The sequence below is a fragment of the Legionella antarctica genome (genome assembly GCF_011764505.1).
Classification (GTDB): Bacteria; Pseudomonadota; Gammaproteobacteria; order Legionellales; family Legionellaceae; genus Legionella; species Legionella antarctica.
The window spans coordinates 612,263-637,507 of the sequence record NZ_AP022839.1 but is presented as its reverse complement, the minus strand read 5'-3'; the positions used below and the strand labels follow the sequence as shown (position 1 = coordinate 637,507).

The following is a 25,245-nucleotide window of genomic DNA, read 5'->3' as shown; positions in this document are numbered from 1 at the left end:
GTGTAAATCAGCATGCAAAAATGACCCCCTTTTAGGGTAAATCAGCATCCAATTTTGACCCTCTAAAATCGAGTAAAACGTGTACTCTAGATTTTAATAATCTAGAGGGAATTAGAGGATGTTGATCATGGAAACAGAAGCAAAAATTAGGCGCATGTTTCATGTGCAAAAATTAACTATTGCGGAAATTGTTCGCACAACAGGATTATCGCGTAATACAGTTAGACGGGTAATCCGAGCAGAAAAGTCTGGGAAAAATTATCAACGCTCCATTCAACCACTACCTGCACTGAATATCTTCAAAGAGACGTTGGTATCATGGTTGAACAACGACCACAAGTTATCGAAAAAGGAACGCCGTAGTGCAATGAAGTACTACACTCAACTAAAAGAAAGTGGCTATTGCGGTTCTTATGATAGTGTCCAGCGTTTTGTTAAAGTATGGCGCTGTACGAGTCGAGAGTCATTAAAAGCCTATATTCCACAATACTATCATCCCGGAGAGGCCTATCAGTTTGATTGGAGTGAAGAAACTGTAGAGCTTGCAGGCGTTGTTCAAAAAATCAAAGTAGCTCAATTTCGTTTAAGCTACAGCCGTAAATTTTTTCTTGTAGCATATCCTCGAGAAACTCAAGAAATGTTATTTGATGCGCATAATTTAGCCTTCAAATTTTTTGGTGGCTTAACGCTAAGAGGTATTTATGACAACATGAAAACGGCGGTAGATAGTGTTTTCAAGGGTAAGGAGCGTGCTTTTAACCGGCGATTTTTGGCATTAATGGATCATTACTTAATTGAACCTACAGCCTGCAATCCCGCAGCCGGATGGGAAAAGGGGCAGATTGAAAATCAAGTTGATAATGTACGTGACTGGGTATTTAAACCACGTCTTAAATATGAAACCTTGTCGTTATTAAATGAACATCTTCAGCAGCAATGCCAATTATTGGCCGAGAAAAGGCATCACCCAGAACAACAAGAACTAACTGTTGACGCTGTATTTCAAGAAGAAAGAACTCATTTTAGAGCGTTAAATCATCCATTTGATGGGTATAAAGAAGTTTCAACTCTAGTACATTCAACCTGCTTGATTCATTGCGATAGAAATCGTTATAGCGTTGATTGTGCCTATGCCAACCAGATGGTGACGCTCAGGATATACGCATTAACTATAGAGGTATTTTCAGGTAATGAGTCCATCGGTTGCCACCAACGCACCTTTGGCCGCAATAAAACACTGTTTAATCCATGGCATTATTTACCTTTACTGGAGCGCAAGCCAGGGGCATTACGCAATGGTGCTCCATTCAAAGACTGGCAATTACCACCAGCCATTTTAAAAATCAAAAGCATTCTCATGAAGCGCCGTGGTGGTGACAGAGAATGCGTTGAGGTGCTGTTGGCAATGAGTGAGCATGGCATTGAGGCGGTGAGTGTAGCCTGTGAATTAGCGCTAACAGAGCAGGTGGTTAGCCGTGATTATATTCTTAATGCGTTGCATCGATTACGGCCTACAGCACTTCCTCAAGCAACGACAATGCCCGCTGGATTAATCTTAAAGGAAGAACCCACAAGTAATTGTCATAAATATAATTTACTCTTAACGGGAGCAAATCATGCCATTCACTAAATTATCTGAGTTGCTTAAGATATTAAAATTACAAGGCATGTTAGATAGGTTGCTAGCCTATGAAGAGTCGAAGCCTTTGGTGAAACTAACTCATTATGAGTGGTTATCTATGCTATTAGAAGCAGAACAAATAACACGCAAAACGCGTGCTATTAATTATCAACTGAGTGTCGCAAAATTCCCGGTCAATCGTAATTTAAGCCAATTTGATTTTACGCAACATCCTGTTAATGAAGAAGAAATAAGTTTATTGCACGCAGGGAGCTTTGTTGATGCTGGGCGCAATATTATTTTTGTGGGTGGCACGGGCTCTGGTAAAACGCACTTAGCTATTGCTATAGCAACTAATTTAATTAAGCAAGGAAAGCGGGCTTGTTTTTATAATGTTGTTGATCTGGTCAACAAATTAGAACAAGAAAAAAAACAAGTTAATACAGGACGGCTAGCTAATCGCCTGCAAAATTTTGATGCTATTGTCCTGGATGAGCTTGGATATTTACCATTTTCTGAAGCGGGCGGAGCTCTGTTGTTTCATTTAGTTAGCAAATTATATGAAAAAACATCATTAATCATTACAACAAACTTAAATTTTGGTGAATGGCCAAAGGTGTTTTGTGATACAAAAATGACCGCAGCCATGCTGGACAGATTGACTCATCATTGCTCTATTGTTGAGACTGGAAATGAAAGTTATCGCTTTAAAAATCGAAGCTAAAACAGTAAAGTAAATAATCAATGTGATATGTTTTTGAGGGTCAATTTTGGATGCGGTTTGAGGGTCAAAATTGGATGCTGATTGACAAACATGAGCAAAAAAACATGGGGATTGGGTTTTTGCTGTTATATTCAGTAGATTTCTGTCATTCCAGGCGGGAGAAATAGATGTAAATAAAGCAGGATCAGAACTAATTTCCGGTACATACCAGCCCAATCCAAAGCCATCTCCATTAACACGCAAATTAGTCTCACGGGCATGAAGACTCTGCATTACTATAGAATTTTTAGGAGTAACCAAAATATCTTGTAGTACCGCAGGACGTCCTAAATACGCAATTATTCGACACATAATAATGGCTCCCTACTTTAGGTTCCTTGTCAGCTCCATTAATGACTGGTTTTGTTCATTATAACTATAGCAAACAACATAGCTTTAAGATAAGGAGTTTTTGCCGTTTTCAATCCTCAATCCGTTCAGGTTTACAAAGTGTTGGAACATTGTCTTGAAGCGGTCTTGACGAAGAAACTTAGAGACTGTAACGTCTCCCGAGGCCGTTATATGTTATATGTTATATGTTCTAAGTTATACAAAGTCAAAATTACCAAATAATACATCTATTTTCATTGACCATAGGACTGTGGTCCGGAATATGAAACGCTTGTTGAAATTGAGGGATATTAGCCAGACTTCCATTCACCCTGAATTGAGCAGGAGGATGAGGATCAGTAGTTACCTGATTCCGAAGTCGCTCAGGTCTGATATTCGTTGCCCAGACATGTGCTGTACCTAAAAAGAACTGCTGATCAGGAGTCATCCCGTCAATGGTTTTGGCGTTTTTATATTCCTTTGAGCGGTGAAACGCCTGGTAAGCCAGAATAATGCCACCTAAATCAGCCGTAGCCTCACCTACAACCAATTTTCCCTGTACATGCATATCACCATCAACTACATATCCGGAAAATTGATTGACAATGCATTGAGTGGCTTTATTGAATTTGGCCAAATCACTTGGAGTCCACCAATCCTTTAAATTACCATGTCCATCAAATTTTGCCCCCTGATCATCAAAACCATGAGTCATTTCGTGCCCCATAACAAAACCTATCGAACCATAATTCAACGCTGCAGGTGCATTGGGATCAAAAAATGGTGCTTGCAATATACCCGCAGGTATATTTAGATTATTCATAGAGGGATCGTAATAGGCATTAATCGTTTGTGGTGTCATCGCCCACTCACTTCTATCTATAGGCTTACCAATTTTATTCACATCGCGCTTAATCAAAAATTCATTAGCTCTTATGATGTTTAATACGTAAGGACCTCTATCTATTTTTAAAGCAGAGTAATCCCTCCACTTGGCAGGATACCCAACTCGTTCTTCCATCAAATCCAGTTTTTTAAGTGCGGCTTTGCGAGTTTCCGGGGTCATCCAACTCAAAGTACTTATATCCTCACGAAGAACCGCTCTGATGTTCTTTAGCATATCCAGGACAGCCTCTTTCGAAGCAGGAGAAAAGTATTTTTGAACATACAATTTTCCAATTGCAAATCCCAGAGCACCATTTTCAACACTCACTACCCGTTTCCAGCGGGGTAATATTTTCTCTGCACCGCTTATTGCAGTAACCATTTTAAAATTCTGGTCAACAAAGGGTTTTGAAAGGTAAGAAGCAAAGGCATCAATCAGGTGCCAACGCAAATAAATTCTCCATTCGTCAATGGGAATTGTTTTTAAGAGTTTATTTGCCTCTTTAAAAAATTCTGGCATAGCCAAATTTATATTTTTATTTTTTTCTTGACCAAAAGCTTTAAAAAACTGAGGCCAAGAGAAATTCGGCGTTATTTTATCCAGTTCAGAGAGAGTTATCATATGATAAATCGCATGCGGATCACGCTGATCAATTTGGGACATAGAAGCAGCAGCCAATTTGGTTTCAATATCCATTACAATTTTAGCTTCGTTTGCTGCCTTATCTGGTTCATCTCCTAACAACTCAAACATTTTAGCGATGTGATTGAGGTATGCTTCACGAATCTGCCTGAATTTAGCATCATCTTTCAAATAATAATCACGATCTGGCAATCCCAATCCACTCTGCACCAAAGCGCCAATCATTGAATTACTGTCTTTAAAATCTTGCATACTGCCAAAACCATACAAAGCATCCACACCAATTTGATGTAAATGGGTTAGTTCATGTTGCAAATCAGCTAAAGTATAAACCTCATCGATTTTAATAAATTCAGCGAGCAACGGAGTAATGCCGAATCGATTAATACTCGCTTCATCCATACCACTATAGTAAAAATCGCCTACTTTCTGCTCTATGCTTCCTGGTTTAGCTTTGGTATTTTTCGCAGCTTTTATAAGCATTTGATGAATAATATCCAGGACTTTCTCATTGACCAGATTAAATGTACCCCAGGAGGAGTATTCGGCTGGAATAGGGTGTTTTTTTTGCCAATTACCATTAGCATAAGCATAAAAATCTTGAGCAGGCGATACGCTGCTATTTAACCAATCCAGATGGAGTGGATCAATGGCTTTAGTATTTTTAGCAGGACTTGCTGAACCTACAGAAGAACTAAAAATTAAACTAAGGGTCAAAAGTTTTACATTGATTTTCATTAGGCAATTCCCTGGCTTCTAATTTATTGTTTTTTAAATATTTAATTTGGATATATTCGCAGTGTTTCCTAATTATAAAATTTGCTTCTCTTGAGGCAGTTGACAATTAGTATTAACAAATCCAGGTGCCATGTCTTGTTCGCGACATCCACAAATCCATTCGAAAAACAGACTTTTTGCTCATAAAAGAGTTCTTATTTAATTTCGCGAACAAATCGCGACGCGTAGAGTTTTTAAAAGCGGGGTTGTGTTAACAACACTAGGCCTCAACAGGATAAAAATCAGGTTGTGGAATAGATAAATAATTTTCTGTATCAAAATAAGTATATTCCCAAGCATCCTGTCTCACCATTAATTCACGCAACAACCTGTTATTCAATTCATGGCCTGATTTATACCCTTCAAATGCTCCAATTAAACTGGAACCCAAGAGATAGAGATCGCCTATAGCATCGAGCACTTTATGAGTGACAAATTCTGATTCAAAACGTAAACCATCTTCATTCAGAACACGATAATCATCAACCACTATGGCGTTATCCAGGCTACCACCTTTAGCTAAATCACATTCACGTAATTTTTCATAATCGGAAAGGAATCCAAATGTTCTTGCCCGGCAGACTTCTTTCACATAAGAGGTGCCAGAAAAATCAAAACTTACTGTTTGCGGCTTGTCATTAAACACAGGATGATCAAAATCAATAGTGAACGAAATTTTATATCCATTATGAGGATTAAATTGGACATATTTTCCATTTTCTTCGACACGAATGGGTTTGAGAATTCGAATGTATTTCTTGGCGGCATGTTGTTCTTTAATCCCCGCAGACTGAATAAGAAATACAAAAGGAGCCGCACTGCCATCCATAATGGGCAACTCGGGGGCATTGACATCGATATAGGCATTATCTATGCCCAAGCCAGCTAAGGCAGATAAAAGATGCTCTACTGTAGCGATTTTAACCGTTCCATGATGTAAGGTAGTACACAGCATGGTGTCACCAACATACTCATAAGATGCGGGAATTTCTACTACTGGCGACAGATCTACTCTTCTAAAAATAATACCTGTATTCACAGGTGCTGGACGTAAGGTTAAAAGCACTTTCTCACCGGAATGCAATCCAACGCCCGTAGCCTGGATTACCTTTTTAGGAGTTCTTTGTTTTATCATTCAGTGCTCACCTTTTTCCTGTATTTATTTTGCACGCAAAAACTTCCTGATTTTAGCAACAATTAATTGATTAGTCTAATTTTTTTATATTTTTCCACAGTACTTGACTTATTATTATCCTAAATCAATTAAAGTGCTCATCAAAGATACAATGTTTAAGAACTGGTAGAATCTTATTCAGTATCATCAACAATAGGCTTGGTGTAAGTTAAGCAATTTGAGTAATAAAAAATATCTCGTTTTTATTAATTCAAATTGCTCAATAAAACCGTGGCCAGTTTATTCAACTTCCTCTTGACGACGTAAAAAAGCAGGTATATCGAGATAATCCACATCAGGAACACCATCACTGTTCTGTTTTGCTGTACTACTGGAAGATGTGACCGCGGCTTGTGCCTGTTTACGAGTAACTGCAGGTCTGTCTAGTTGGTGATAATCCAAAGAGCCATCACTTCGTATAGATTCAACCATACGCGTTCTATGTTGCTGCTGGGGCTGCTGATGACGCTGTCTTGAGTCGCCTAGTCCAGTGACAATCACCGTAACACGCATCTCCTCTGTCATTTCAGGATCAATAACCGTTCCCACAACTACAGTTGCATCGTCAGAAATAAATTCTTTAACAACATCACCCACTTCTTCAAATTCACCAATGGACATATCAAGGCCAGCAGTAATATTAACTAATATTCCACGAGCACCGGAGAAGTTCACATCCTCTAGTAAAGGAGATGCAATCGCTGCTTCAGCTGCTTGGCGAGCTCGTTGTTCACCTACTGCACTACCTGTACCCATCATTGCCATGCCCATTTCGGACATTACAGTGCGTACGTCAGCAAAATCAACATTAATTAAGCCCGGACGAGTAATTAAATCAGATATCCCCTTTACCGCACCAAGTAATACATTGTTAGCTGCTTTAAATGCATTGAGTAGACTGATATTTTTACCCAAAACGCTTAATAGTTTGTTATTAGGAATGGTAATTAGTGAATCAACATGGTCTGCCAGGCGACGAATACCCTCTTCAGCGGCTAATGCACGTTGCTTGCCTTCGAAAGAAAATGGCTTGGTCACTACAGCCACGGTTAAAATACCAAGCTCTTTTGCTACTTCAGCAAAAACCGGAGCTGCACCTGTACCGGTACCTCCACCCATTCCAGCTGTGATAAACACCATGTCTGCACCGCTTAGAATTTCTCTAATATGATCTCTGTCTTCTTCTGCTGCTTCACGACCAATTTGCGGATTAGCGCCAGCTCCTAAACCCTTAGTCAGCTCATCACCTAATTGAATGTGTACTTTGGCATTAGACGCTTTTAATGCTTGTGCGTCAGTATTGGCACAAATAAATTCGACGCCATCTATGTTTTCAGCAACCATATGTTCAACAGCGTTTCCTCCGCCACCGCCAACTCCAACTACTTTAATGACGGCATTATTATCTAGTTGGCTGCTTTCCATTAATTCAAACATACCCCTGTCTCCCCTAGTGTGCTGCTTTTTTCTGCTTAATACGTTATTTGTTGCAAAATGATGCAACCCCAGATCTTGTACTCATAGCAATTGAGTATATTTCAAACTGTTGGTAAAAATATAGATGATTCGTTAAAAATTGCCTTGAAACCATTCTTTCATTCGAGACCAAATGCCCTTGCTATTATCGCTCATTGCAGGCACATTATACCCCCCTTCATACTGTTGTTGAAATCCATGAAGCAATAATCCAACACCAGTGGCAAAAGAAGGATTTTCAGTAGCCTCTGACAAACCGGATACATAGTGAGCGCATCCCTTTCTTACCGGCATCTCGAAACAAAGTTCAGCAAGTTCTATTACGCCTCTTATGTTTGAAGCTCCGCCAGTTAAAACAATACCTGCCGCCATTAGATCTTCAAACCCACTCCGCCGCAGCTCATTACGCACCAGAGAAAATAACTCTTCATATCGCGCAGCTACCACATCAGATAAAGCCTTAGCTGAAATTTTTCTTCCGGGTCTGTCGTTAACACTGGCAACTTCCAGCATTTGATTTGCATTGGCTAACTCAGGCAGAGCATATGCATGACTGATCTTAATTGATTCTGCGGCTTTGGTAGGGGTGCGTAAAGCCATAGCGATGTCGTTAGTTACTTGATCCCCAGCTATTGGTATCACTGCCGTATGTTGAATTGCTCCTTCAGAAAATATGGCTATATCTGTGGTCCCACCCCCAATGTCAATTAAACAAACACCCAGGTCTTTTTCATCTTCAGTGAGCACGGCATGACTTGATGCCAACTGTTCAAGAATAATGTCATTCACTTCCAATCCACAGCGTCTTACACACTTAACTATATTTTGTGCCGAACTTACTGACCCTGTGACAATATGTACTCGAGATTCAAGTCGCACCCCAGCCATCCCTATTGGCTCACGAATGCTTCCCTGATGATCAATGATAAATTCCTGTGGCAAGATATGGAGAATTTTTTGATCAGCAGGTATCGCGACTGCTTTAGCAGCATCAATGACCCGCTCCACATCGGCTGGAGAAACTTCTTTATCACGGATTGCTACAATTCCGTGTGAATTTAAACTGCGAATATGACTGCCAGCAATACCTGCATAAACCGTTCTTACTTCACAGCCAGCCATTAACTCTGCTTCTTGCACAGCTCGCTGAATAGAGTTCACTGTAGCTTCTATATCGACAACAACCCCGCGTTTTAATCCACGAGAAGGATGCCGACCAATTCCGATGATTTCAATGGCTCCATCGGTAGTTACTTCACCAATTAAGGCAATAATTTTTGAAGTGCCAATATCCAATCCAGTGATAATATTTTTTTCTGATTTTTTAGCCATTATTGTCCCGTTTGTTGTTTCCACTGCACTGCCATTCCACGTGAATATCGTAAGTCCACGCTAGCCAACTGATCTGCTTTTTCAGCAAATACTGCAGGATATGCTTTACAAAAACGCTGCAATCGTGCTTCTAACTCTTTCTTTCCCAAGTATATTTTCATGTCATTACCTAGAATTAATATCCACGTCTGATTGTCTCTTAAGTGCAATCCAGATGCATTTAATCCATACGCTGATAATATCTTACTCAATTTTTCATAAACTTGTAAGACCTCTAGCTGCTGAGATAGTGGACCTTTTAGTCTGGGTACATTCAAATCGGCTGGAATTACCCCTTGATTAAATAATTTGCCATCCTCTGTCATTAAAGATTCACCCCAAACCGCAACAGGGGTCTTCTCGACAAGCTTTATTTTCAAGGTATCTGGCCAAACCCGTTCTACATAAACCGTATCGATCCAGTTAATGGAATTTAAATCGTTTTGTAATTGATTAACAGGTAAAGAAAAAAAACTTGCATCCAGGTACTTAGCTAATACTGTTTCTAATTCTTTGTGAGTTACATGCTGATAACTTGCAGCCACTTTAATCGTAGTGATGGGGAAAAGATCCGAGTCTGCCAGATACAAATAACCCAATCGACCAGCTAAAAACAAGGCGCTCACAATTAATAACAGCAATACCCCTGTATAGCCCAGGCCACTTGATTTATTTCCCCTTTTATTAGTATGCTCACTCACAAGTAATTAGTCACTAATTGTTGACGGCATTGATGATGGGTTCTAGCAATACGAATTAACTCATCAAGCAAATCTGGATAAGCCAAACCCGTGGCCTGCCATAATTTAGGATACATACTAATGGAAGTAAAGCCCGGCAGAGTGTTAAGCTCGTTAAAATAAATCTCTTCTGTCTCATCATTGACAAAGAAATCAACTCTGGCCATACCCTTACATTTTAGGCGGGTAAAAATATCCACCGCAGCCTGTTTTAATCGCTCATTCATACTTTTATTCAAAGAAGCTGGGATAATTAAATCTGTTTGACCACTTTCCAAATATTTGGCTGTATAAGAATAAAAACCATCGGGGTGGTGTACTCGAATTTCACCCACATTTGATACTCTTGGCTCATCGGAAGGTATTGTATTTTCCAGAACGGCCAATTCAATTTCTCGACCCTGAATAAATTCTTCAATTAAAATTTCTTCGTCATATCTTAAGGCATCATCAACTGCGACAATTAATTCATTTATATTTTTTGCCTTGTGAATACCAACACTGGAACCTAAAGAGCAAGGTTTAACAAATAATGGCCATCCAAATTCAGCTGCGGCCTCACTACAAAACTGGTGTCTCTCATTCGCGCTTTTGTGCCAGGAGAGTAATTTATACCTCGCAGATTTAAGTCCATTAATGCAGGCTAATCTTCTTGCCATATCCTTATCCATGCTGATAGAAGAAGACAATACATCACAACCTACATAAGCAACATCAGCCAGCTCAAGTAATCCCTGCAAACACCCATCTTCATATAAAGGTCCATGGACTACGGGGAAAACAACATCAGCTTCAACGGACAAACGACCATTAATTAGCAAACTCTCCAAAGGCCTGGACAGCTCTGTTACTACAGGAAGCTTATCTTTATAAGCGAGTAAATCATGATAGTCATGCAGATGAAACTGGCCACTTTTATCCATTGCTACTGGGATAATAGTGTATTTATCTGCATTCAAATAAGCAAGAACTGATGCAGCTGAAATTAAGGAAATTTCATGTTCTCCGGATTTACCACCGTACAACAAAACGAGGTTGACCGATTTAGACATTAACAGTCTCCAATAATATGTACTTCGTTAATCATCGCAACAGTTGTTTGTTCACGAACTTTAGTTTGCACCAAATAAATCAATGCCTCAATATCAGCAGCAGATGCAGAACCCTGTTGATTTATAATAAAATTAGCATGTTTTTGAGATACCATAGCCCCACCTAAGCTAAACCCCTTCAAACCACAGGATTCAATAAGACGTGCTGCGAAATTTCCCGGGGGGTTTCTAAATATCGACCCACAGTTATACTCGTTAGTAGGTTGTGTACTTGCTCTATGTGCCAGCAATTCTTTAATCGCTTGCAAAGAGGTCTCTTTGCTACCGGGTTGAAATTTGAAAGTAGCAGAAACAAACCACTCATCATTTGGCCCAAAAACATGTCTGTACCCTATTTCAAACTCTTCAGGTTTGCGTATTGTTATTTCACCATGACGATTAATCGTCTGCACCTCAACTACCGATTGCCATGTTTCCCCGCCATGACAGCCTGCATTCATTCGCAAGGCACCTCCCATGGTTCCGGGGATTCCGGCCCAGAATTCGCCTCCAGACAAATTATTTCGCGCAACAAAACGAGCCATGCTGGCACAGGATACCCCCGCCTCTACTTTGATCGTCTGATCCGTTAACAAGGTAATTTCTTTTAAACAACCCTGGGTAAGAATAGCCGTACCTGCAAATCCCTTGTCTCGAATTAAAGAGTTAGAACCTAAACCCAACCACAATAAGGGCTCGTGTGGAGGAAGTTGATGAAGAAACAGGCTCAAATCGCCAACATCTGTTGGCTTATAAAGCTTGGCCGCAGGCCCTCCTACACGCCAAGTGGTGTAATCTGCCAGAGGTTCATTAAAAAGCAAAGTACCTTGGCACTGATTTGCAACATTACCTTTCTCCATTGAGCTCATGTTCATTCTCACATTTTGCTCATCAGGTTCACTGCCATTTGACCAATACTTCCAGCACCTTGCATCAGAATAACATCACCATCTTTGATATACTCATCAAGTCTTTCTCTTAGAGATTGTTCATTCACCAAAATCACATTTTTATCGTTAGCCCTGATTTTAACCGCCAGACTTTCACTGCTAATACCAGGAATGGCTACTTCACCTGCAGCATAAATGTCAAACAGTAATAGTTCATCAGCAAGACTTAACACGTCAACAAACTGACTATGTAAAGACTGGGTTCGGGTATAGCGATGCGGTTGAAACACATGTACTAAACGTTTATTAGGCCATACCCTTCTGAATGCATCAATGGTAGATAATATTTCCTGCGGATGATGTCCATAATCATCAACAACGATAGCAGAGCCCTTCTCAAACTGCTTTTCTCCTAACATTTGGAAACGGCGCCCCACACCCTGAAATTTTTTCAAACCACGGATAATAGAATTATTATCAACACCCACTTCCGTAGCAATAGCAATTGAAGCTAACGCATTCAATACATTATGACGGCCAGGATACTGAAACTCGATAGTTAATGGTAAGTGCGGTTCGGGTCTAATGACTGTAAACTGACTTAACATTTCATTTTGAGTCCAGTCTACTGCACGATAATGTGCTTCTTCTTTGAATCCATAGGTTAGAGTGGGTCGTTGAATAGCAGGAAGGATTCGGCAAATTTCTTCATCCTCAATGCACACTACAGCCAAACCATAAAATGGTAAATGATGGAGAAACTCAACAAAAGTGGTTCTTAATTTATCAAAATTATCTTCATAAGTATCCATATGGTCAGCATCTATATTAGTAACTACTGCCATCATGGGTTTTAAAAATAAGAAGGAGGCATCGCTTTCATCGGCTTCAACCACAAAATAAGCCGATTTACCCAATTGAGCATTGGCACCACAGCTATTTAATTTCCCACCAATCACAAAACTGGGATCTAGCCCGCCTTCAGCGAGTAGACTACTGACTAAACTGGTCGTTGTTGTTTTACCATGAGTTCCCGCTATAGCGATCCCATGTCGGAATCTCATTAACTCTGCAAGCATTGCAGCTCTTGGAAGTACTGGAATCATTAATTCTCGAGCAGCTGAAATTTCAGGATTATTCATATCAACAGCTGAAGAACGAACTACAACATCGGCACCCTTGATATTTTCCACTCGATGACCGATATAAACCTCAATTCCCAGGGCTCTTAAGCGCTGCACCGTACTGCTTTCACCAACATCAGAGCCTGTGATACGATAGCCCTGATTATGCAATACCTCAGCAATACCACACATCCCGACCCCACCAATACCAACAAAATGAATTTGCTCAACATGCCCCATCCTTGGAGATACAAATTGTCCTGAATTATTCACAATTCCCCCTTATGCTGCCAGCGTCCTCAATCCAAGAGACTGCCAACGATTTTCATGATCAATACGCAATAAAATTGCGATGACCACACAATTAATTACCATACTGGCACCACCATAACTAAGTAATGGCAGCGTTAATCCTTTTGTTGGTAACAAACCAGCATTTACTCCCATATTGATCGCTGCTTGCAAACCGAGCCAGAAGGTCAGACCATAGGCAGTAAACGATGCAAACAAGCGCTCTTGAGTATGGGCAATATATCCGATTGTAAGTCCTCTAATAACAAGTATACTATATAAAGCCATTACAACTAAAATTCCAACGAGACCTAGCTCTTCAGCTAGTACTGCAAATAAAAAATCTGTATGTGCTTCAGGCAAGTACAATAATTTTTGTATACTCTCCCCCAAACCAGAGCCAAACCAGCCGCCCCGTCCAAAAGCTATCAAAGACTGGGTAAGCTGGTAGCCACTGTTGTATTGATCAGCCCAAGGATCTAGAAATGCGGTTAAGCGAGCAACCCTATAAGGAGAAGACACTGCTAATAAGGCAAGTGCACAGACTACCAATAACATTAAGCCAATATAATAACGTAATTTTACCCCTGCTAAAAAAAGCAGAGCCATGACAGTCCCAGAAATGACTACAGTTGCACCAAAGTCAGGTTCAAGAAGCAATAATATAGATACAATACCCAGTATCATCATAGGTTTAATAAAGCCCAAAATACTGTCACTTACGGCTTTTTGTTGACGAACTAAATAACCAGAAAGATAAAATATCATCGTCAACTTAGCCATTTCTGATACTTGAATCCCTATAGGGCCAAACGCCAGCCACCTTCGACTACCATTCACAGATCGCCCAATTCCTGGAATTAATACGATGAGAAGCATAAACAAACAGACGATAAGCATCGGAACACTTATTTTTTCCCAAAAATTACTGTCTGTTCGAATAACAACTAAGGCGACCATCAAACCTACAAATAAATAACAGGCCTGTCGAATCAAAAAATGGAACGGTTGATGAAAATATTTTGTAGAAATCATAACCGAGCTGGAAGCTACCATCATTAAACCAATAATTAACAAACCTATAACTGCCCCAATTAGCCATTTGTCATAGAGTGAGATCGGTTTACTGACGGGTTTACCTCGTTGATTTAAATGTCTCGGCCGCATAGTGTTTATAATCCAACAACTGAGGACGTAAACACGTCACCTCGATGATTAAAATCGCGAAACATATCCAGACTGGCACAGGCTGGAGATAGCAAAACCACATCACCAGGTTTAGCCTCAGATCTTGCCATGGTAACGGCTCCTTCCAGAGAAGATGCACGCACAACAGGAACAACATCAGCAAGCACTGCTTCCATTTGATCAGCATCCTCACCTATCAGTACTATGGTACGAACAAAATCTGCAATCGGTTGGGCAAGCTCCTGAAAATTTGCCCCCTTTCCTTGTCCACCGGCGATAAGTACAATTTTTCCTTGCATAGAGCCTCCTATTCCATTTATGGCTGAGATTGTTGCCCCCACATTTGTTCCTTTTGAATCATTAATCCAATCTACATCATCCAAAGTTCTTATCCATTGACAACGATGCGCTAATCCTCCAAAAGCTTTTAAAACCTTAATTATATGCTCAATAGATATCCCTGCGGCTTCAGCTAAAGCACATGAGGCAAGCGCATTTAGCCAATTATGCACTCCCTTGATTAATAGAGAATCCACCGGCAACAAGCAATCGCGGCCTTTGGCCAGAAAAATTTTATCGTCTTGGTTAATTAACCCCCAGTTTCCGGCTGAAGGACTACTTTCACCAAAAGTGACGCGCTGCTGATTGGAATTATGTTCCGTTGGAACAGTATAAGAATCATCACGATTATATAACGCAATTTTTGCCTGATGATAAATGCGCTGCTTGGCTTGTGTATAAGCTTCTAAAGTATGGTGTCTGTCTAAATGATCGGACGTCACATTCAGAATAGTGGCGACGACTGGGGATAGAGAGAGGGTTAAATCTAACTGAAAGCTGGATAACTCCAAAACCCACAAGTCATATTGGTGCTCATCTTCCAAAAGGTCCAGTACCGGAGTGCCAATGTTCCCCGCCACAGCCACACGAAATCCCCCCGCTTTGGCCATCTCCCCCACTAATGTGGTTACCGTCGACTTGCCATTAGTCCCAGTAATCGCGACTATAGGGGCATTAATCTCTCTGGCCAGACACTCTATATCCCCATAGATTTCTACCCCTGCTTGCCGTGCCTGTTTCAGGAAAGGAGTATCCAGCGGCAATCCAGGGCTAGCAATTACATCAGTCAGTTGATTTAACACTTCTGCGGGTATGTGCTCCAAATGGACCGGAACATCAGGAAATTCAGCATTAAACTCTGCTAAACCAGGTGCTTCTTTACGTGTATCAAATACGATAAATGACTTATTTTTTCTATGCAGATAGCGAGCTATAGAAAGCCCAGTTTTACCTAGACCCGCAACCAAATATAAAGAATGATTCATGAATGCACCTTGCCTATCGAAGTTTTAAAGTAGCCAATCCGCATAACACAAATACAACAGTAATAATCCAGAATCTGACTATTACTTTAGGTTCTGACCATCCCTTTAATTCAAAATGATGATGTAGGGGAGCCATACGAAACAATCTCTTACCATGAGTATATTTAAAGTAGCCTACTTGCAAAATAACGGAAATGGTTTCAATGACAAACAACCCACCCATTATTAATAGCACAAGTTCTTGTCTAACTACTATAGCCACTATGCCAAGAGCAGCCCCCAGGGCCAGGGAGCCTACATCCCCCATAAAAACCTGCGCCGGATAACTGTTGTACCAAAGAAAGCCTAAACCTGCGCCTACTATAGAAGAACAAAAAATAGTTAATTCGCCAGTATTAGGTACAAAAGGTATAGCCAAATAATTAGAATATAATGCATTACTGGAGGCATAAGCGAAAATACCCAAAGCACCTGCAACCATAACAATTGGCATAATGGCCAAGCCATCTAAACCATCAGTCAGATTAACAGCATTACTGGATCCTACAATAACAAAATAGGCAAGAACAGGAAATATAAGGCCAAGATCCCAGGTTATTGTTTTAAAAAAAGGAAGGACAAGTTGGGTATGTACGGGCAAACTTGCATTCATATAAAGATATATTACTGCAGTAATTGCTATCACTGACTGCCACAAGTATTTCCAGCGTCCGGGTAAGCCTTTGCTATTTTTTAATACGAGCTTACGGTAATCATCGACCCAACCAACCAAACCATTAGCTAAGGTGACCAAAAGAACAAGCCATAAACTTGATTGCCGTAAATCACACCAAAGTAAACAACTGACGGTAATAGCCAATAGAATTAAAACTCCACCCATAGTAGGAGTTCCTGCTTTTGACAAATGGGTCTGGGGACCATCCTCCCGGACCATCTGACCAATTTGTAATCCACGTAACCATCGGATCATCAGTGGACCACATAATAAACCTACCATAAGTGCAGTTAATGATGCTAAAATGGATCTAAAGGTTAGATATTGAAAAACTCTTAACGCATGATACTGTCCTTGAAATAACTGCGTTAGCCAATAGAGCATAATTGTTCCTCTTGTTAATAAAGCCTGTGGTCAATTCACAAATCAAGCGCACCATGATGGGTGCAAAAAGCGAACAAGCATATCATACTCACTCGACATCAATTAAGCAGTTTATAGACAATTTTTTCCATAGCACTGGAACGTGAGCCTTTTACCAAAACTGTAGTATCAGAGGACAGCTCCTTGAGTACAATTTGGGCTAAATCCTCTTGGCTCGAAAAATGCTGGCCTCCTATTCCAAATGCTTCGGTGGTTAATGCACTGTAGTTACCACAGCTCAATATCTTGTCAATTCCTAATTGACGAGCAGCCAACCCTACCTCTTGATGATGTTTCGTTGCCCAGTCACCTAACTCCCCCATATCCCCAAACACAAAGATTTTTTTTCCTGGACGAGCAGCCAATACTTCAAGAGCAGTTAAGACAGAGCGTAAATTCGCATTGTAAGTATCATCTATAATCGTTGCTTGATGTTTGCCAGTGAGAATGGTCATACGGCCCTTTACGCCACCAAAATGACTTAGTCCTCTTTGAATATCCCTAGTTGAAATCCCTACGGCATGACAACATGCTGCTGCGGCTAATGCATTGCGAACATTATGTAATCCGGGAACCTGTAACTCAACGTCAGCACGACCATTTGGTAATACTAAAGAAAACTGGCCACAACCATGAGAGTCTAATCTGACATCCTGAGCATAAACATCTGCCGAGTGGGATGCAGAAAAACGGAGTACTCGTTTATCTGCGAGGAGTTCATCCCAAAAATGAGCGTAGGCATCATCATCATTAACTACCGCAATTCCAGCAGAAGATAACCCCTGATGGATTTCTCCTTTGGCACGAGCAACCCCATCGATTGAACCAAAACCTTCCACATGCGCCGGAGCGATATTATTAATTAAAGTAACATCAGGATGTACTATTGCCACCGTATGGGCAATTTCACCTACATGATTCGCGCCCAATTCAAAAACTGCATAACGATGCTGATGATTTAACTCCAGGACACTTAAAGGCGCACCGATATGGTTATTTAAATTTCCTTTGGTAGCATGTGATGGAGGAGGCAGAATAGCAGCAATCATTTCTTTGACTGTTGTCTTGCCGTTAGATCCAGTCAAGGCAATCACGGGACAGGTAATATCTTGTCGATGAGCCGCTGCAATTTTTGCTAAAGCCAGCAAAGGGTCTGCAACAATAAATTGAGGGATTTGAACTCCCTCAATAAAATGATTAACCACAGCCGCCAAAGCTCCTTTTGCCTCTACTTCTTTAACGAAATGATGGCCATCAAAATGTTCCCCTTGAAGCGCAATAAATAAATTTCCGGGTTTGATTTGACGACTATCAATACAAATACCGGTAACATCAGTATTTATCTGACACGTTTGGGTAAGAAGCGATGCAATGGTATTTAGATTCATAGTATTCAGACAAGGCTAAAAGTCTAGTGTACTAACACTCACGCTCATAGTTCAAGATGAATCGCTATGAGAAAGATTTAATTTGTATAGAGCAAGTATTCAAAGAGCGCTGATAAGTCCTGAGACGAGGTAAAATAGGAACAAGGTTTTTTCAAAAATGGCGAAAACAGTCGTCTTTACGAACGAAGTTCACCAGGACCTGCATATACGTTTTACACTATTAGCTTGGTAAAGTCCTAAGTCCAGAGGCACGTTTTTGTGAAGCATTTTCTTTCAACTTAAACTCAAATCAAACTTTCCAGTTGAAATTTGTAACTAATGTTTGTTACATGCAACCCGAATTTTGATGTTCGGTTTGTGTATAAGATTCTCACAGGCTCTATCCCGGTTGCAAGTACCAGACCATCTAACTAATTAGACAATATACAACAATTGATGACTTACGCTGTAGCAAATTCCAGCGCCTTTTCATCTATCTCAAGCAAGCGATGATAACGAGAAATGCGTTCTTCAGTTATCGGTTTTCGTTGATCATCAAGCAAGTAGGCATCCAGTCCATCACTTAATTGTCTTCCCGTTTCTAGCATAATAGAAAAACGTTCTTCATCAATGCTCGGATTCTTGGATGCTTGCATGAACAGACATAAGCCACGCACACTAAAAGCACCTATATTTTGCAAATCAAAAACCCCTGTTGGTGTTGCAGCAGCCAAACTACATAAAACCGGGCCCTGACCATTGGCAAATTGGTGGCGATGAAATAGATGCCCTTCTCCAAAACGCAATCCCGCAGCAAGTACGGTTTGTAATAGTTCATACCCGGCAAACTGTCGGTTTTCCTTTGCTAATAAAAACATCATTAAAGTTGAAGAAGCGATTGCTTTAGACTCTTCTTGCAATTCCGCTACCCGATCATCTTCCGGTACTAGTTTTGGTTGGGACGATGTTGCCTTTGGTTTTATAGATAATTGGGCGTCAAGTCCGGACTCAGGATCAGTTTCCATATTAAACAAATTATCTATGTTCACCTTGCGAACCGCAATAATATCATCGTTATATGGCTGCACGTCATAACTCTTTTCTTTTTGGCCAAGAGAAGGTTGATATCGATCTGTATTAAAGCTCTGCTTTCTAGCCTTCATTATGCGACCAATAGCTACTATAACGCCAACTAACAACAGGACATTAAGAATTAAACTCCAATTTGCCTGCATCATTTACTCCATAGTCAAAGCTTCTTTCACATCAACCGTAACCAAACGCGACACCCCAGGCTCACGCATAGTTACCCCAATTAAATGATCTGCCAATTCCATAGTCACCTTGTTATGTGTAATAAAAAGGAATTGTACGAATTGTGACATCTCTTTTACCAAAGCGCAAAACCGCCCCACATTTACGTCATCTAAAGGAGCATCTACTTCATCTAACATGCAAAATGGTGAGGGATTTAATTGAAAAATCGCAAACACCAACGCAACAGCAGTCATCGCTTTCTCACCCCCGGACAACAAATGAATAGTACTGTTTCGCTTTCCGGGGGGTTGTGCCATTACTACAATACCAGCTTCCAATAGATTATCACAAGTTAATTCAAGCTGTGCTCTTCCACCCCCAAAAAGACGGGGGAAAAGTGCTTTAAAAGAAGTGTTCACTTCATCAAAGGTATTTTCAAGCCGTGTTCGAGTTTCTTTATCCATCTTTTCAATGGCCGTTTCTAAAGTCGCCAGAGCCTGGCTTAAATCGTCATATTGTTCATCCAGATAAAGTTTACGCTGCTGCTCTGTCGCAAATTCCTCAATAGCAGCAAGATTAATTGCTCCCAAACGTTTGATTTTCTCTGTAATGCCAATTAACTCATCTTCGCGTATGCTTTGAGTGGTACCTTCAGGAATATGCTCCAATAAAAACGGAGCACGCAAATTTGACTCATCAAGAGACTCTTGCACTGAACTTGCTCGGACAGCCAACTCTTGCTCTTGCATTCTCGTTTGAGCAATAACCTCTTGTACGCGCTTGACTTCAATGTCGTAGTTTAAGGTAAATTGCTCAAGGTGTTCCAGTTCTTTCATTAATTGCGTTAATTGTTCACGACTTAAAGTTAATTGCAACTCCACTTCGCTATGCTTCGTTAATTGCTCTGCGAGTTGCTCACGAAGTTCCGTTTCGGGTGTGGTGGATTGCAAACAGAGAAGTGCTAGGTGTTCTAAGCGCTCCTGCAATACATCCAATCGCTCTTGTTCTCTATTAGTTCTGTCGGTCAATTGTTGTTTTTTGCTCATCTCTTTACCGTACTCCATTTCAGATTGATGGAGTACGGTACGGCCCTCTTCTAATTCTTTTTTTTGGGTTTCCAAGTCCTCAAGCCAGACTTCCTTATCTTTAACAAATTGATTTCTTTGCTGCTCATAAACTTTAGTCTGACTCTCAAGAAATCCCAGCTTTTCTTTAATTTCCAAGTGCTCTGCTGCTGTTTCTTCCAACACAAGATGTAATTCATCAATTTCCAGGGACATAGTCGCTAAAAGTTTTTCAGCATGTTGAAGAGACTGCTCGTTGCCATTCAGTGCGTTAATATTACTGCTTAATGCCTCATTGCCTGAAGTAAGATTGAGTTGAAAGAGTTCTGTATTACTTAAATTTTGCTGTAATTGCACATGATATTCATCTCTTAGGAATCTTACCTCTTCAATTTTTTGTTGCAACTCGTCGACAATGCCTGCTAACGCACCAATCTTTTGTTGTCGACTTAGCAAACCCAGCTCATTCTGCTCTCCTGGATTAGCGAGTTTCACCCAACCTTTGCCTATCCAACAACCATTAGCAGTAACTATAGACTCATGCTCTGCCAGAAAAGGCAGCCAATTTTTTGTTTGTTCCAGATGTTCTGCAATGTATATATGCTCCAGATTAGGTACTGAAGCAGGTATGTTTCCTTGGATTTTATCAACCAGTCTCGGGTATTTTTGCTGTTCACCTAACACCGATCGCATCGTGACAATGCTTTCCCCCTGGCTTTCACAAGCAGGCCATTGAGGCCATAATTCATCGAAATCATCCAGAACATAGGAGTGCAGCGCATCATTAAGGATCATTTCACACACTGATTGCCATTCTGATTCAACCTGAAGTATATCCATAAGTCTCGGTTTATCCTCCCACGCTTTAATCTCTTGCTTATTGAGTGTGGTGCCTTGTCTTGCGGCTTTTTGGGAAGCGATTAATGCTGCATACTCACTATTTAAATGATGAAATTCATCCTGCAATTGATGCAACTTTTGTTCTGTTTCCTGTAATTGAGTACGCAGTCTATTCGAACTCTCGTTGCTTTGTTTTAACTGAGTCTCATTAAATTGTTGCGTTTCCTTTAATTTAATTAGTTTTTGTTCTAATTTATATTTGATTTGCTGCAAATCCTTTAAAGAAATGGCATTTCGTTCTAAATTCAACTTCTCAAGCCTTAACAGGGTCTGTTCGCGTCTTTGCTCTAGATGCTGCAATTTAATCTGAGCGACCTGATACTCACTTTTAACCGTGTTGGTAGCGCTTTGCACCTCTTGCCAATGCCGCTCCCATTGCATCTGTTGTTTTTGAGTCTCTTGCCATTGTAAGTCCCTTTCTTCAAATTTAACTCTGTATTGTTGTACTTGTTCTTCCAAATGCTGCGCATGATGTTGGCTGTTTTGCAACGCCTCTTTATCTTGTTTTAGCTGCTCTTCAGCCGCCTGCCAATCTTCCTGCATTTGTTGTCTATCATGTTCTAAACGTTTTTTTTCGCGATCTTGTTGTTGAATGGTCTCCTCCATGCGGGCGATCTCGGTACCTGACTGATATAAGGAGGACTGGATTTGCTGCAAGTCTTGGTTTGCATCTTGCAGTTTTTCATTTAACAAGGTTCGTTCTCTATTAGATCCCGCCAATAAACTTTGTTGTTGTTCATAGCGTAGAGCTAAATCCTGTAACTCACGTTGTTTCACTAATTGTTGCGCCGTAAACTCCTGCCATTTAAGCGCCAGTATTTCCGCACGACATATTTTTTCTTCCTCTTTAAACAGAGTATATCGCTCAGCAGATTTTGCCTGCCGCTCTAAACGTTGTAATTGTTTATCTAATTCCTCTCGAATGTCTGCAACCCGGGTTAAATTTTCACGAGTATGCAAAATGCGCTGGATGGTTTCACGACGTCGCTCTTTATACTTTGAAACCCCTGCTGCTTCTTCTAAAAATGCTCTTAACTCTTCAGGTTTGGCTTCAATAAGACGTGAAATAGTACCTTGACCGATAATTGAATAACCTCGAGCCCCTGCTCCCGTCCCAAGAAAAATATCGGTAATATCCCTGCGTCTGCATCGACTGCCATTTAAATAATACGAAGAATCCCCATCCCGAGTGACAATCCGCTTAACCGCAATTTCACCATAACTGGCAAAAGGGCCGGTTATGCGTCCCAAACTATTATCAAATACAAGCTCAACGGATGCCTGACCTACTGGTTTACGATTAGAGGCCCCATTAAAAATGACATCTATCATCGACTCGCCACGTAAATTTTTAGCTGAACTTTCACCCATAACCCAACGAACGGCATCGATAATATTTGATTTGCCACAACCATTAGGGCCAACAACTGCTACTAATTGACTGGGAAAGTGAACCACGGTGGGATCAACAAAAGATTTGAAACCAGCTAATTTCAATTGCTTCAGATGCATATTGATGGCGACACAGGAATAATAATCACCTATTATAACTGATGATGTGATGGATGACTATTTTACAGTAGGTGCTCGGATTTTTTGCAACAGTTAAAGCCAACATGAGCAATTGACAAACAGACTTAACCTTATATAATGCTTCTATTTCTCTACTTATGGATGGCCAATGAAGCGCCGATTAACAGTATTACCTCTAGTTCTAATGACCTTCGGTCTTTCTCTTTTTTTTTCTTACCCTATATATCCTGAACCACCTAATCTTTCTTTGGTAAAAAAAGAACTGATTCACTATCATGATTCAGGTTTATATCAACAAGAGCTAACGAAAAAGATTCAACAGGCCCATCAATACATTATTAGAGAAGCATTAGCTAATGACCAAAAGAAAGAGCAACAGAAACTGGCACTGGTTTTAGATATTGATGAAACCAGCTTATCAAACTATGACAAAATGGTGAAACATGGTTTTACTGGCACTCGCGCAGAAATCCATAGGGAAATTCTAGGTGCAGATTCTCCTGTCATAAAGCCGATGTTGGCTCTCTATCAGGATGCGATAAAACATGGGGTTAACGTATTTTTCGTCACAGGAAGAGGTGAATCAGAACGTGCTGCAACAAAGCGCAATTTAATGAAAGCTGGATACAAAAATTGGGCTGGTCTCTATGTACGCCCTGATAAATATTCGTCCCCATCCATTATTCCCTTTAAATCGCAAACACGAGCGATGATAAGTAAACAAGGTTTTACAATAATTGCATCAATTGGCGATCAGTTTAGTGATATTCATGGCGGGTATGCCAAAAAAGGATTTAAGTTACCTAACCCCTATTATTATTTACCCTGAGAATCGTGCAAGCCTAAACACAAGATGTGTTATAGGCCATCCCCAACCCTCACTGCCATTAAGTTGTGAGTTATGGATAAGAAGTTTATTAAACCCACCGTTCGACCTGAAGAGTCGTTTTAGCGACGTCTCGAAGGGTTTTGCGTACAGCGCCTAGCCTTCGAGACGGGCTTAAGCCCTCCTCAGGCCGAACGGAGCAAGGAAAATCTGAGTCCCTTATCCATAACTCACGTTAACAAATAGCCGTGAGATTCGGATGAAGGTGTACTATCCAAGATGACGACCTACATTTGGGATTACGTAGTCTCCCGCTCCCGGGCTACAGCTTGCGCTTTCACCCAGGCTACATCTAACATCAGGCTTTACAGGCTTAGCCCCCGCTTTGTTCCAATTCGTTCTCATTAAGCAGCCTTAGCTTTCATCCGAATGGCCATTACCTCCAGCGCTAAAAACCTCAGATAATCATAAGAAACATAATAATCACCAGAATCACCAGCTAACCGGGACCAGGAGTTACGCAAGGTAAATACGCCGCGATTAATATGACCGTTATCATCGGTTACCTCCAGATTATCGTCGTATCCTGTGATGATTAATTCATGCCCCGCATCAATGTCACCGTTCATCGCATCGATTATGATTTCAGGAGTTAACATCCACGTATCATTCAATACCCGATTAGTACCTACTGCTCCAGCATCTCCATAATTAATATCCAGCAACATACCTACATTCAAACGATTACCTTTTGCCAGTTCTTCTTTAATTTTATAGATAACCTCATCCATATTAGCTTGAGTAGTTAATGCTTCCTCATCAGATAATAAAGCTTCCCAGCTGATTAAATTAGACAATGGAATACTGTGTGAAAGGAACTCACTTTCCGACATGGGTGTTCCTTCGTCAGTCTCGCTATGTAACGGATATTGTCTTACTCCAGCACAACCATTTAGTTTTTGATAGTTCTGACTGATAATGCCGTAATCAGAGATTTGTTGCAAAACCCAGGGAGCGGAAGAACCATTCCAACCACTTGCATTTATTTTGTCATGAATTGCCAAATAACTACCCAATTCAAGATTACATAGTTGGCTAATATAATCTCCCGCACCCAAAGCTGCATCTAATGCAGCAGTTACTGCAAAGGTGACGCAGCTTCCGTGATATCCCTGATCCAAAACGGGAGTCAGTTGCATACCTACTTTAATTTTTGATGGTAATTCAGAAGAAAATGAAGCCGAATTTATTGAGTTTTTAGGGTATTGTGCTAATTGATCATGCAAATAAGATTTGGCGCTGTCAGATAACGCATATTTTGGCAGGCGAAATTTCAATTGTTGCACCACACCCTGCTGGTTTTTAGGAGTGATATTGACATCAACTTCACCTTTTAAAGTAACGTGACTGGCACAAGCAAGCGAAGAAGATAAGGAGAATACTGTTATTTTAATTAATTTACTCATATATT

18 protein-coding genes are annotated in these 25,245 nt (G+C 40.5%); 3 read left to right on the top strand and 15 right to left on the bottom strand.

The genetic code is table 11. The annotated features are described in order from the left end of the window. The first annotated feature begins 118 nt into the window (after window positions 1–118). Together istA and istB are read left to right on the top strand one after the other, a co-directional pair. Window positions 119–1,630, top strand: coding sequence for an IS21 family transposase (istA, locus tag HRS36_RS03180; protein ID WP_197933184.1), 1,512 nt, complete (start codon window positions 119–121; stop codon window positions 1,628–1,630). Continuing rightward, window positions 1,617–2,345: an IS21-like element helper ATPase IstB gene (istB, locus tag HRS36_RS03175; protein ID WP_173235816.1), complete on the top strand. Its 729-nt coding sequence runs from the start codon at window positions 1,617–1,619 to the stop codon at window positions 2,343–2,345. The genes istA and istB overlap by 14 nt, the downstream gene beginning before the upstream one ends. Window positions 2,346–2,946: 601 nt before the next feature. Here istB and HRS36_RS03170 read toward each other — a convergent pair. The 14 genes from HRS36_RS03170 to smc form a co-directional block, all read right to left on the bottom strand. Continuing rightward, window positions 2,947–4,980 (bottom strand): M13 family metallopeptidase, encoded by a 2,034-nt coding sequence (locus HRS36_RS03170; protein ID WP_173236213.1) that lies wholly within the window; start codon window positions 4,978–4,980, stop codon window positions 2,947–2,949. A 259-nt stretch (window positions 4,981–5,239) separates the two neighbouring features. Next, window positions 5,240–6,154: a UDP-3-O-acyl-N-acetylglucosamine deacetylase gene (gene lpxC, locus HRS36_RS03165; RefSeq protein WP_173236212.1), complete on the bottom strand. Its 915-nt coding sequence runs from the start codon at window positions 6,152–6,154 to the stop codon at window positions 5,240–5,242. A gap of 279 nt (window positions 6,155–6,433) precedes the next feature. Further along, window positions 6,434–7,630 (bottom strand): cell division protein FtsZ, encoded by a 1,197-nt coding sequence (gene ftsZ / locus HRS36_RS03160; RefSeq protein WP_173236211.1) that lies wholly within the window; start codon window positions 7,628–7,630, stop codon window positions 6,434–6,436. Between the two features lie 132 nt (window positions 7,631–7,762). Continuing rightward, window positions 7,763–9,001 (bottom strand): cell division protein FtsA, encoded by a 1,239-nt coding sequence (gene ftsA, locus HRS36_RS03155; protein WP_173236210.1) that lies wholly within the window; start codon window positions 8,999–9,001, stop codon window positions 7,763–7,765. Next, window positions 9,001–9,741: a cell division protein FtsQ/DivIB gene (locus HRS36_RS03150; protein WP_173236209.1), complete on the bottom strand. Its 741-nt coding sequence runs from the start codon at window positions 9,739–9,741 to the stop codon at window positions 9,001–9,003. The genes ftsA and HRS36_RS03150 overlap by 1 nt, the downstream gene beginning before the upstream one ends. Then, window positions 9,738–10,832 carry a D-alanine--D-alanine ligase family protein gene (locus HRS36_RS03145; protein WP_173236208.1) on the bottom strand — a complete coding sequence of 365 codons (1,095 nt, stop codon included), beginning with the start codon at window positions 10,830–10,832 and terminating at the stop codon, window positions 9,738–9,740. The genes HRS36_RS03150 and HRS36_RS03145 overlap by 4 nt, the downstream gene beginning before the upstream one ends. Beyond that, the gene (murB, locus tag HRS36_RS03140) at window positions 10,832–11,740 is read right to left on the bottom strand and encodes a UDP-N-acetylmuramate dehydrogenase (RefSeq protein ID WP_420814315.1); all 909 of its coding nucleotides are present in this window, start codon (window positions 11,738–11,740) and stop codon (window positions 10,832–10,834) included. The genes HRS36_RS03145 and murB overlap by 1 nt, the downstream gene beginning before the upstream one ends. A gap of 8 nt (window positions 11,741–11,748) precedes the next feature. Further along, window positions 11,749–13,158 (bottom strand): UDP-N-acetylmuramate--L-alanine ligase, encoded by a 1,410-nt coding sequence (gene murC / locus HRS36_RS03135; protein ID WP_173236207.1) that lies wholly within the window; start codon window positions 13,156–13,158, stop codon window positions 11,749–11,751. A 9-nt stretch (window positions 13,159–13,167) separates the two neighbouring features. Next, window positions 13,168–14,343 (bottom strand): putative lipid II flippase FtsW, encoded by a 1,176-nt coding sequence (ftsW, locus tag HRS36_RS03130; protein ID WP_173236206.1) that lies wholly within the window; start codon window positions 14,341–14,343, stop codon window positions 13,168–13,170. Between the two features lie 5 nt (window positions 14,344–14,348). After that, a complete protein-coding gene (murD, locus tag HRS36_RS03125; protein ID WP_173236205.1) occupies window positions 14,349–15,689 on the bottom strand; it encodes a UDP-N-acetylmuramoyl-L-alanine--D-glutamate ligase in 1,341 nt (446 codons plus the stop codon). Between the two features lie 13 nt (window positions 15,690–15,702). Beyond that, on the bottom strand, window positions 15,703–16,788 hold the full coding sequence (gene mraY / locus HRS36_RS03120; protein ID WP_173236204.1) for a phospho-N-acetylmuramoyl-pentapeptide-transferase: 1,086 nt from the start codon (window positions 16,786–16,788) through the stop codon (window positions 15,703–15,705). A gap of 98 nt (window positions 16,789–16,886) precedes the next feature. Next, entirely contained in the window at window positions 16,887–18,215 is a 1,329-nt protein-coding gene (locus HRS36_RS03115; RefSeq protein ID WP_173236203.1) for a UDP-N-acetylmuramoyl-tripeptide--D-alanyl-D-alanine ligase, read from the bottom strand. A 440-nt stretch (window positions 18,216–18,655) separates the two neighbouring features. Beyond that, window positions 18,656–19,429: a cell division protein ZipA C-terminal FtsZ-binding domain-containing protein gene (locus tag HRS36_RS03110; RefSeq protein WP_173238433.1), complete on the bottom strand. Its 774-nt coding sequence runs from the start codon at window positions 19,427–19,429 to the stop codon at window positions 18,656–18,658. Between the two features lie 3 nt (window positions 19,430–19,432). Next, entirely contained in the window at window positions 19,433–22,927 is a 3,495-nt protein-coding gene (gene smc / locus HRS36_RS03105) for a chromosome segregation protein SMC (RefSeq protein ID WP_173236202.1), read from the bottom strand. Window positions 22,928–23,096: 169 nt separating this feature from the next. On the opposite strand from smc, the gene HRS36_RS03100 reads away from it, so the two are divergent. Beyond that, window positions 23,097–23,777 (top strand): HAD family acid phosphatase, encoded by a 681-nt coding sequence (locus tag HRS36_RS03100; protein WP_173236201.1) that lies wholly within the window; start codon window positions 23,097–23,099, stop codon window positions 23,775–23,777. A 401-nt stretch (window positions 23,778–24,178) separates the two neighbouring features. Here HRS36_RS03100 and HRS36_RS03095 read toward each other — a convergent pair whose 3' ends face one another. Further along, window positions 24,179–25,240 carry a C1 family peptidase gene (locus tag HRS36_RS03095; protein WP_173236200.1) on the bottom strand — a complete coding sequence of 354 codons (1,062 nt, stop codon included), beginning with the start codon at window positions 25,238–25,240 and terminating at the stop codon, window positions 24,179–24,181. Between the last annotated feature and the right edge of the window lie 5 nt (window positions 25,241–25,245).

Bases quoted from the DNA above. Each gene is read 5' to 3' on its own strand.
- HRS36_RS03110 (WP_173238433.1), bottom strand. From the start codon at position 19,429: ATGCAGGCAAATTGGAGTTTAATTCTTAATGTCCTGTTGTTAGTTGGC.
- smc (WP_173236202.1), bottom strand. From the start codon at position 22,927: ATGCATCTGAAGCAATTGAAATTAGCTGGTTTCAAATCTTTTGTTGAT.
- HRS36_RS03095 (WP_173236200.1), bottom strand. From the start codon at position 25,240: ATGAGTAAATTAATTAAAATAACAGTATTCTCCTTATCTTCTTCGCTT.
- istA (WP_197933184.1), top strand. From the start codon at position 119: ATGTTGATCATGGAAACAGAAGCAAAAATTAGGCGCATGTTTCATGTG.
- HRS36_RS03115 (WP_173236203.1), bottom strand. From the start codon at position 18,215: ATGAATCTAAATACCATTGCATCGCTTCTTACCCAAACGTGTCAGATA.
- murD (WP_173236205.1), bottom strand. From the start codon at position 15,689: ATGAATCATTCTTTATATTTGGTTGCGGGTCTAGGTAAAACTGGGCTT.
- ftsZ (WP_173236211.1), bottom strand. From the start codon at position 7,630: ATGTTTGAATTAATGGAAAGCAGCCAACTAGATAATAATGCCGTCATT.
- istB (WP_173235816.1), top strand. From the start codon at position 1,617: ATGCCATTCACTAAATTATCTGAGTTGCTTAAGATATTAAAATTACAA.
- mraY (WP_173236204.1), bottom strand. From the start codon at position 16,788: ATGCTCTATTGGCTAACGCAGTTATTTCAAGGACAGTATCATGCGTTA.
- murB (WP_420814315.1), bottom strand. From the start codon at position 11,740: ATGAGCTCAATGGAGAAAGGTAATGTTGCAAATCAGTGCCAAGGTACT.
- HRS36_RS03145 (WP_173236208.1), bottom strand. From the start codon at position 10,832: ATGTCTAAATCGGTCAACCTCGTTTTGTTGTACGGTGGTAAATCCGGA.
- ftsW (WP_173236206.1), bottom strand. From the start codon at position 14,343: ATGCGGCCGAGACATTTAAATCAACGAGGTAAACCCGTCAGTAAACCG.
- ftsA (WP_173236210.1), bottom strand. From the start codon at position 9,001: ATGGCTAAAAAATCAGAAAAAAATATTATCACTGGATTGGATATTGGC.
- lpxC (WP_173236212.1), bottom strand. From the start codon at position 6,154: ATGATAAAACAAAGAACTCCTAAAAAGGTAATCCAGGCTACGGGCGTT.
- HRS36_RS03100 (WP_173236201.1), top strand. From the start codon at position 23,097: ATGAAGCGCCGATTAACAGTATTACCTCTAGTTCTAATGACCTTCGGT.
- HRS36_RS03170 (WP_173236213.1), bottom strand. From the start codon at position 4,980: ATGAAAATCAATGTAAAACTTTTGACCCTTAGTTTAATTTTTAGTTCT.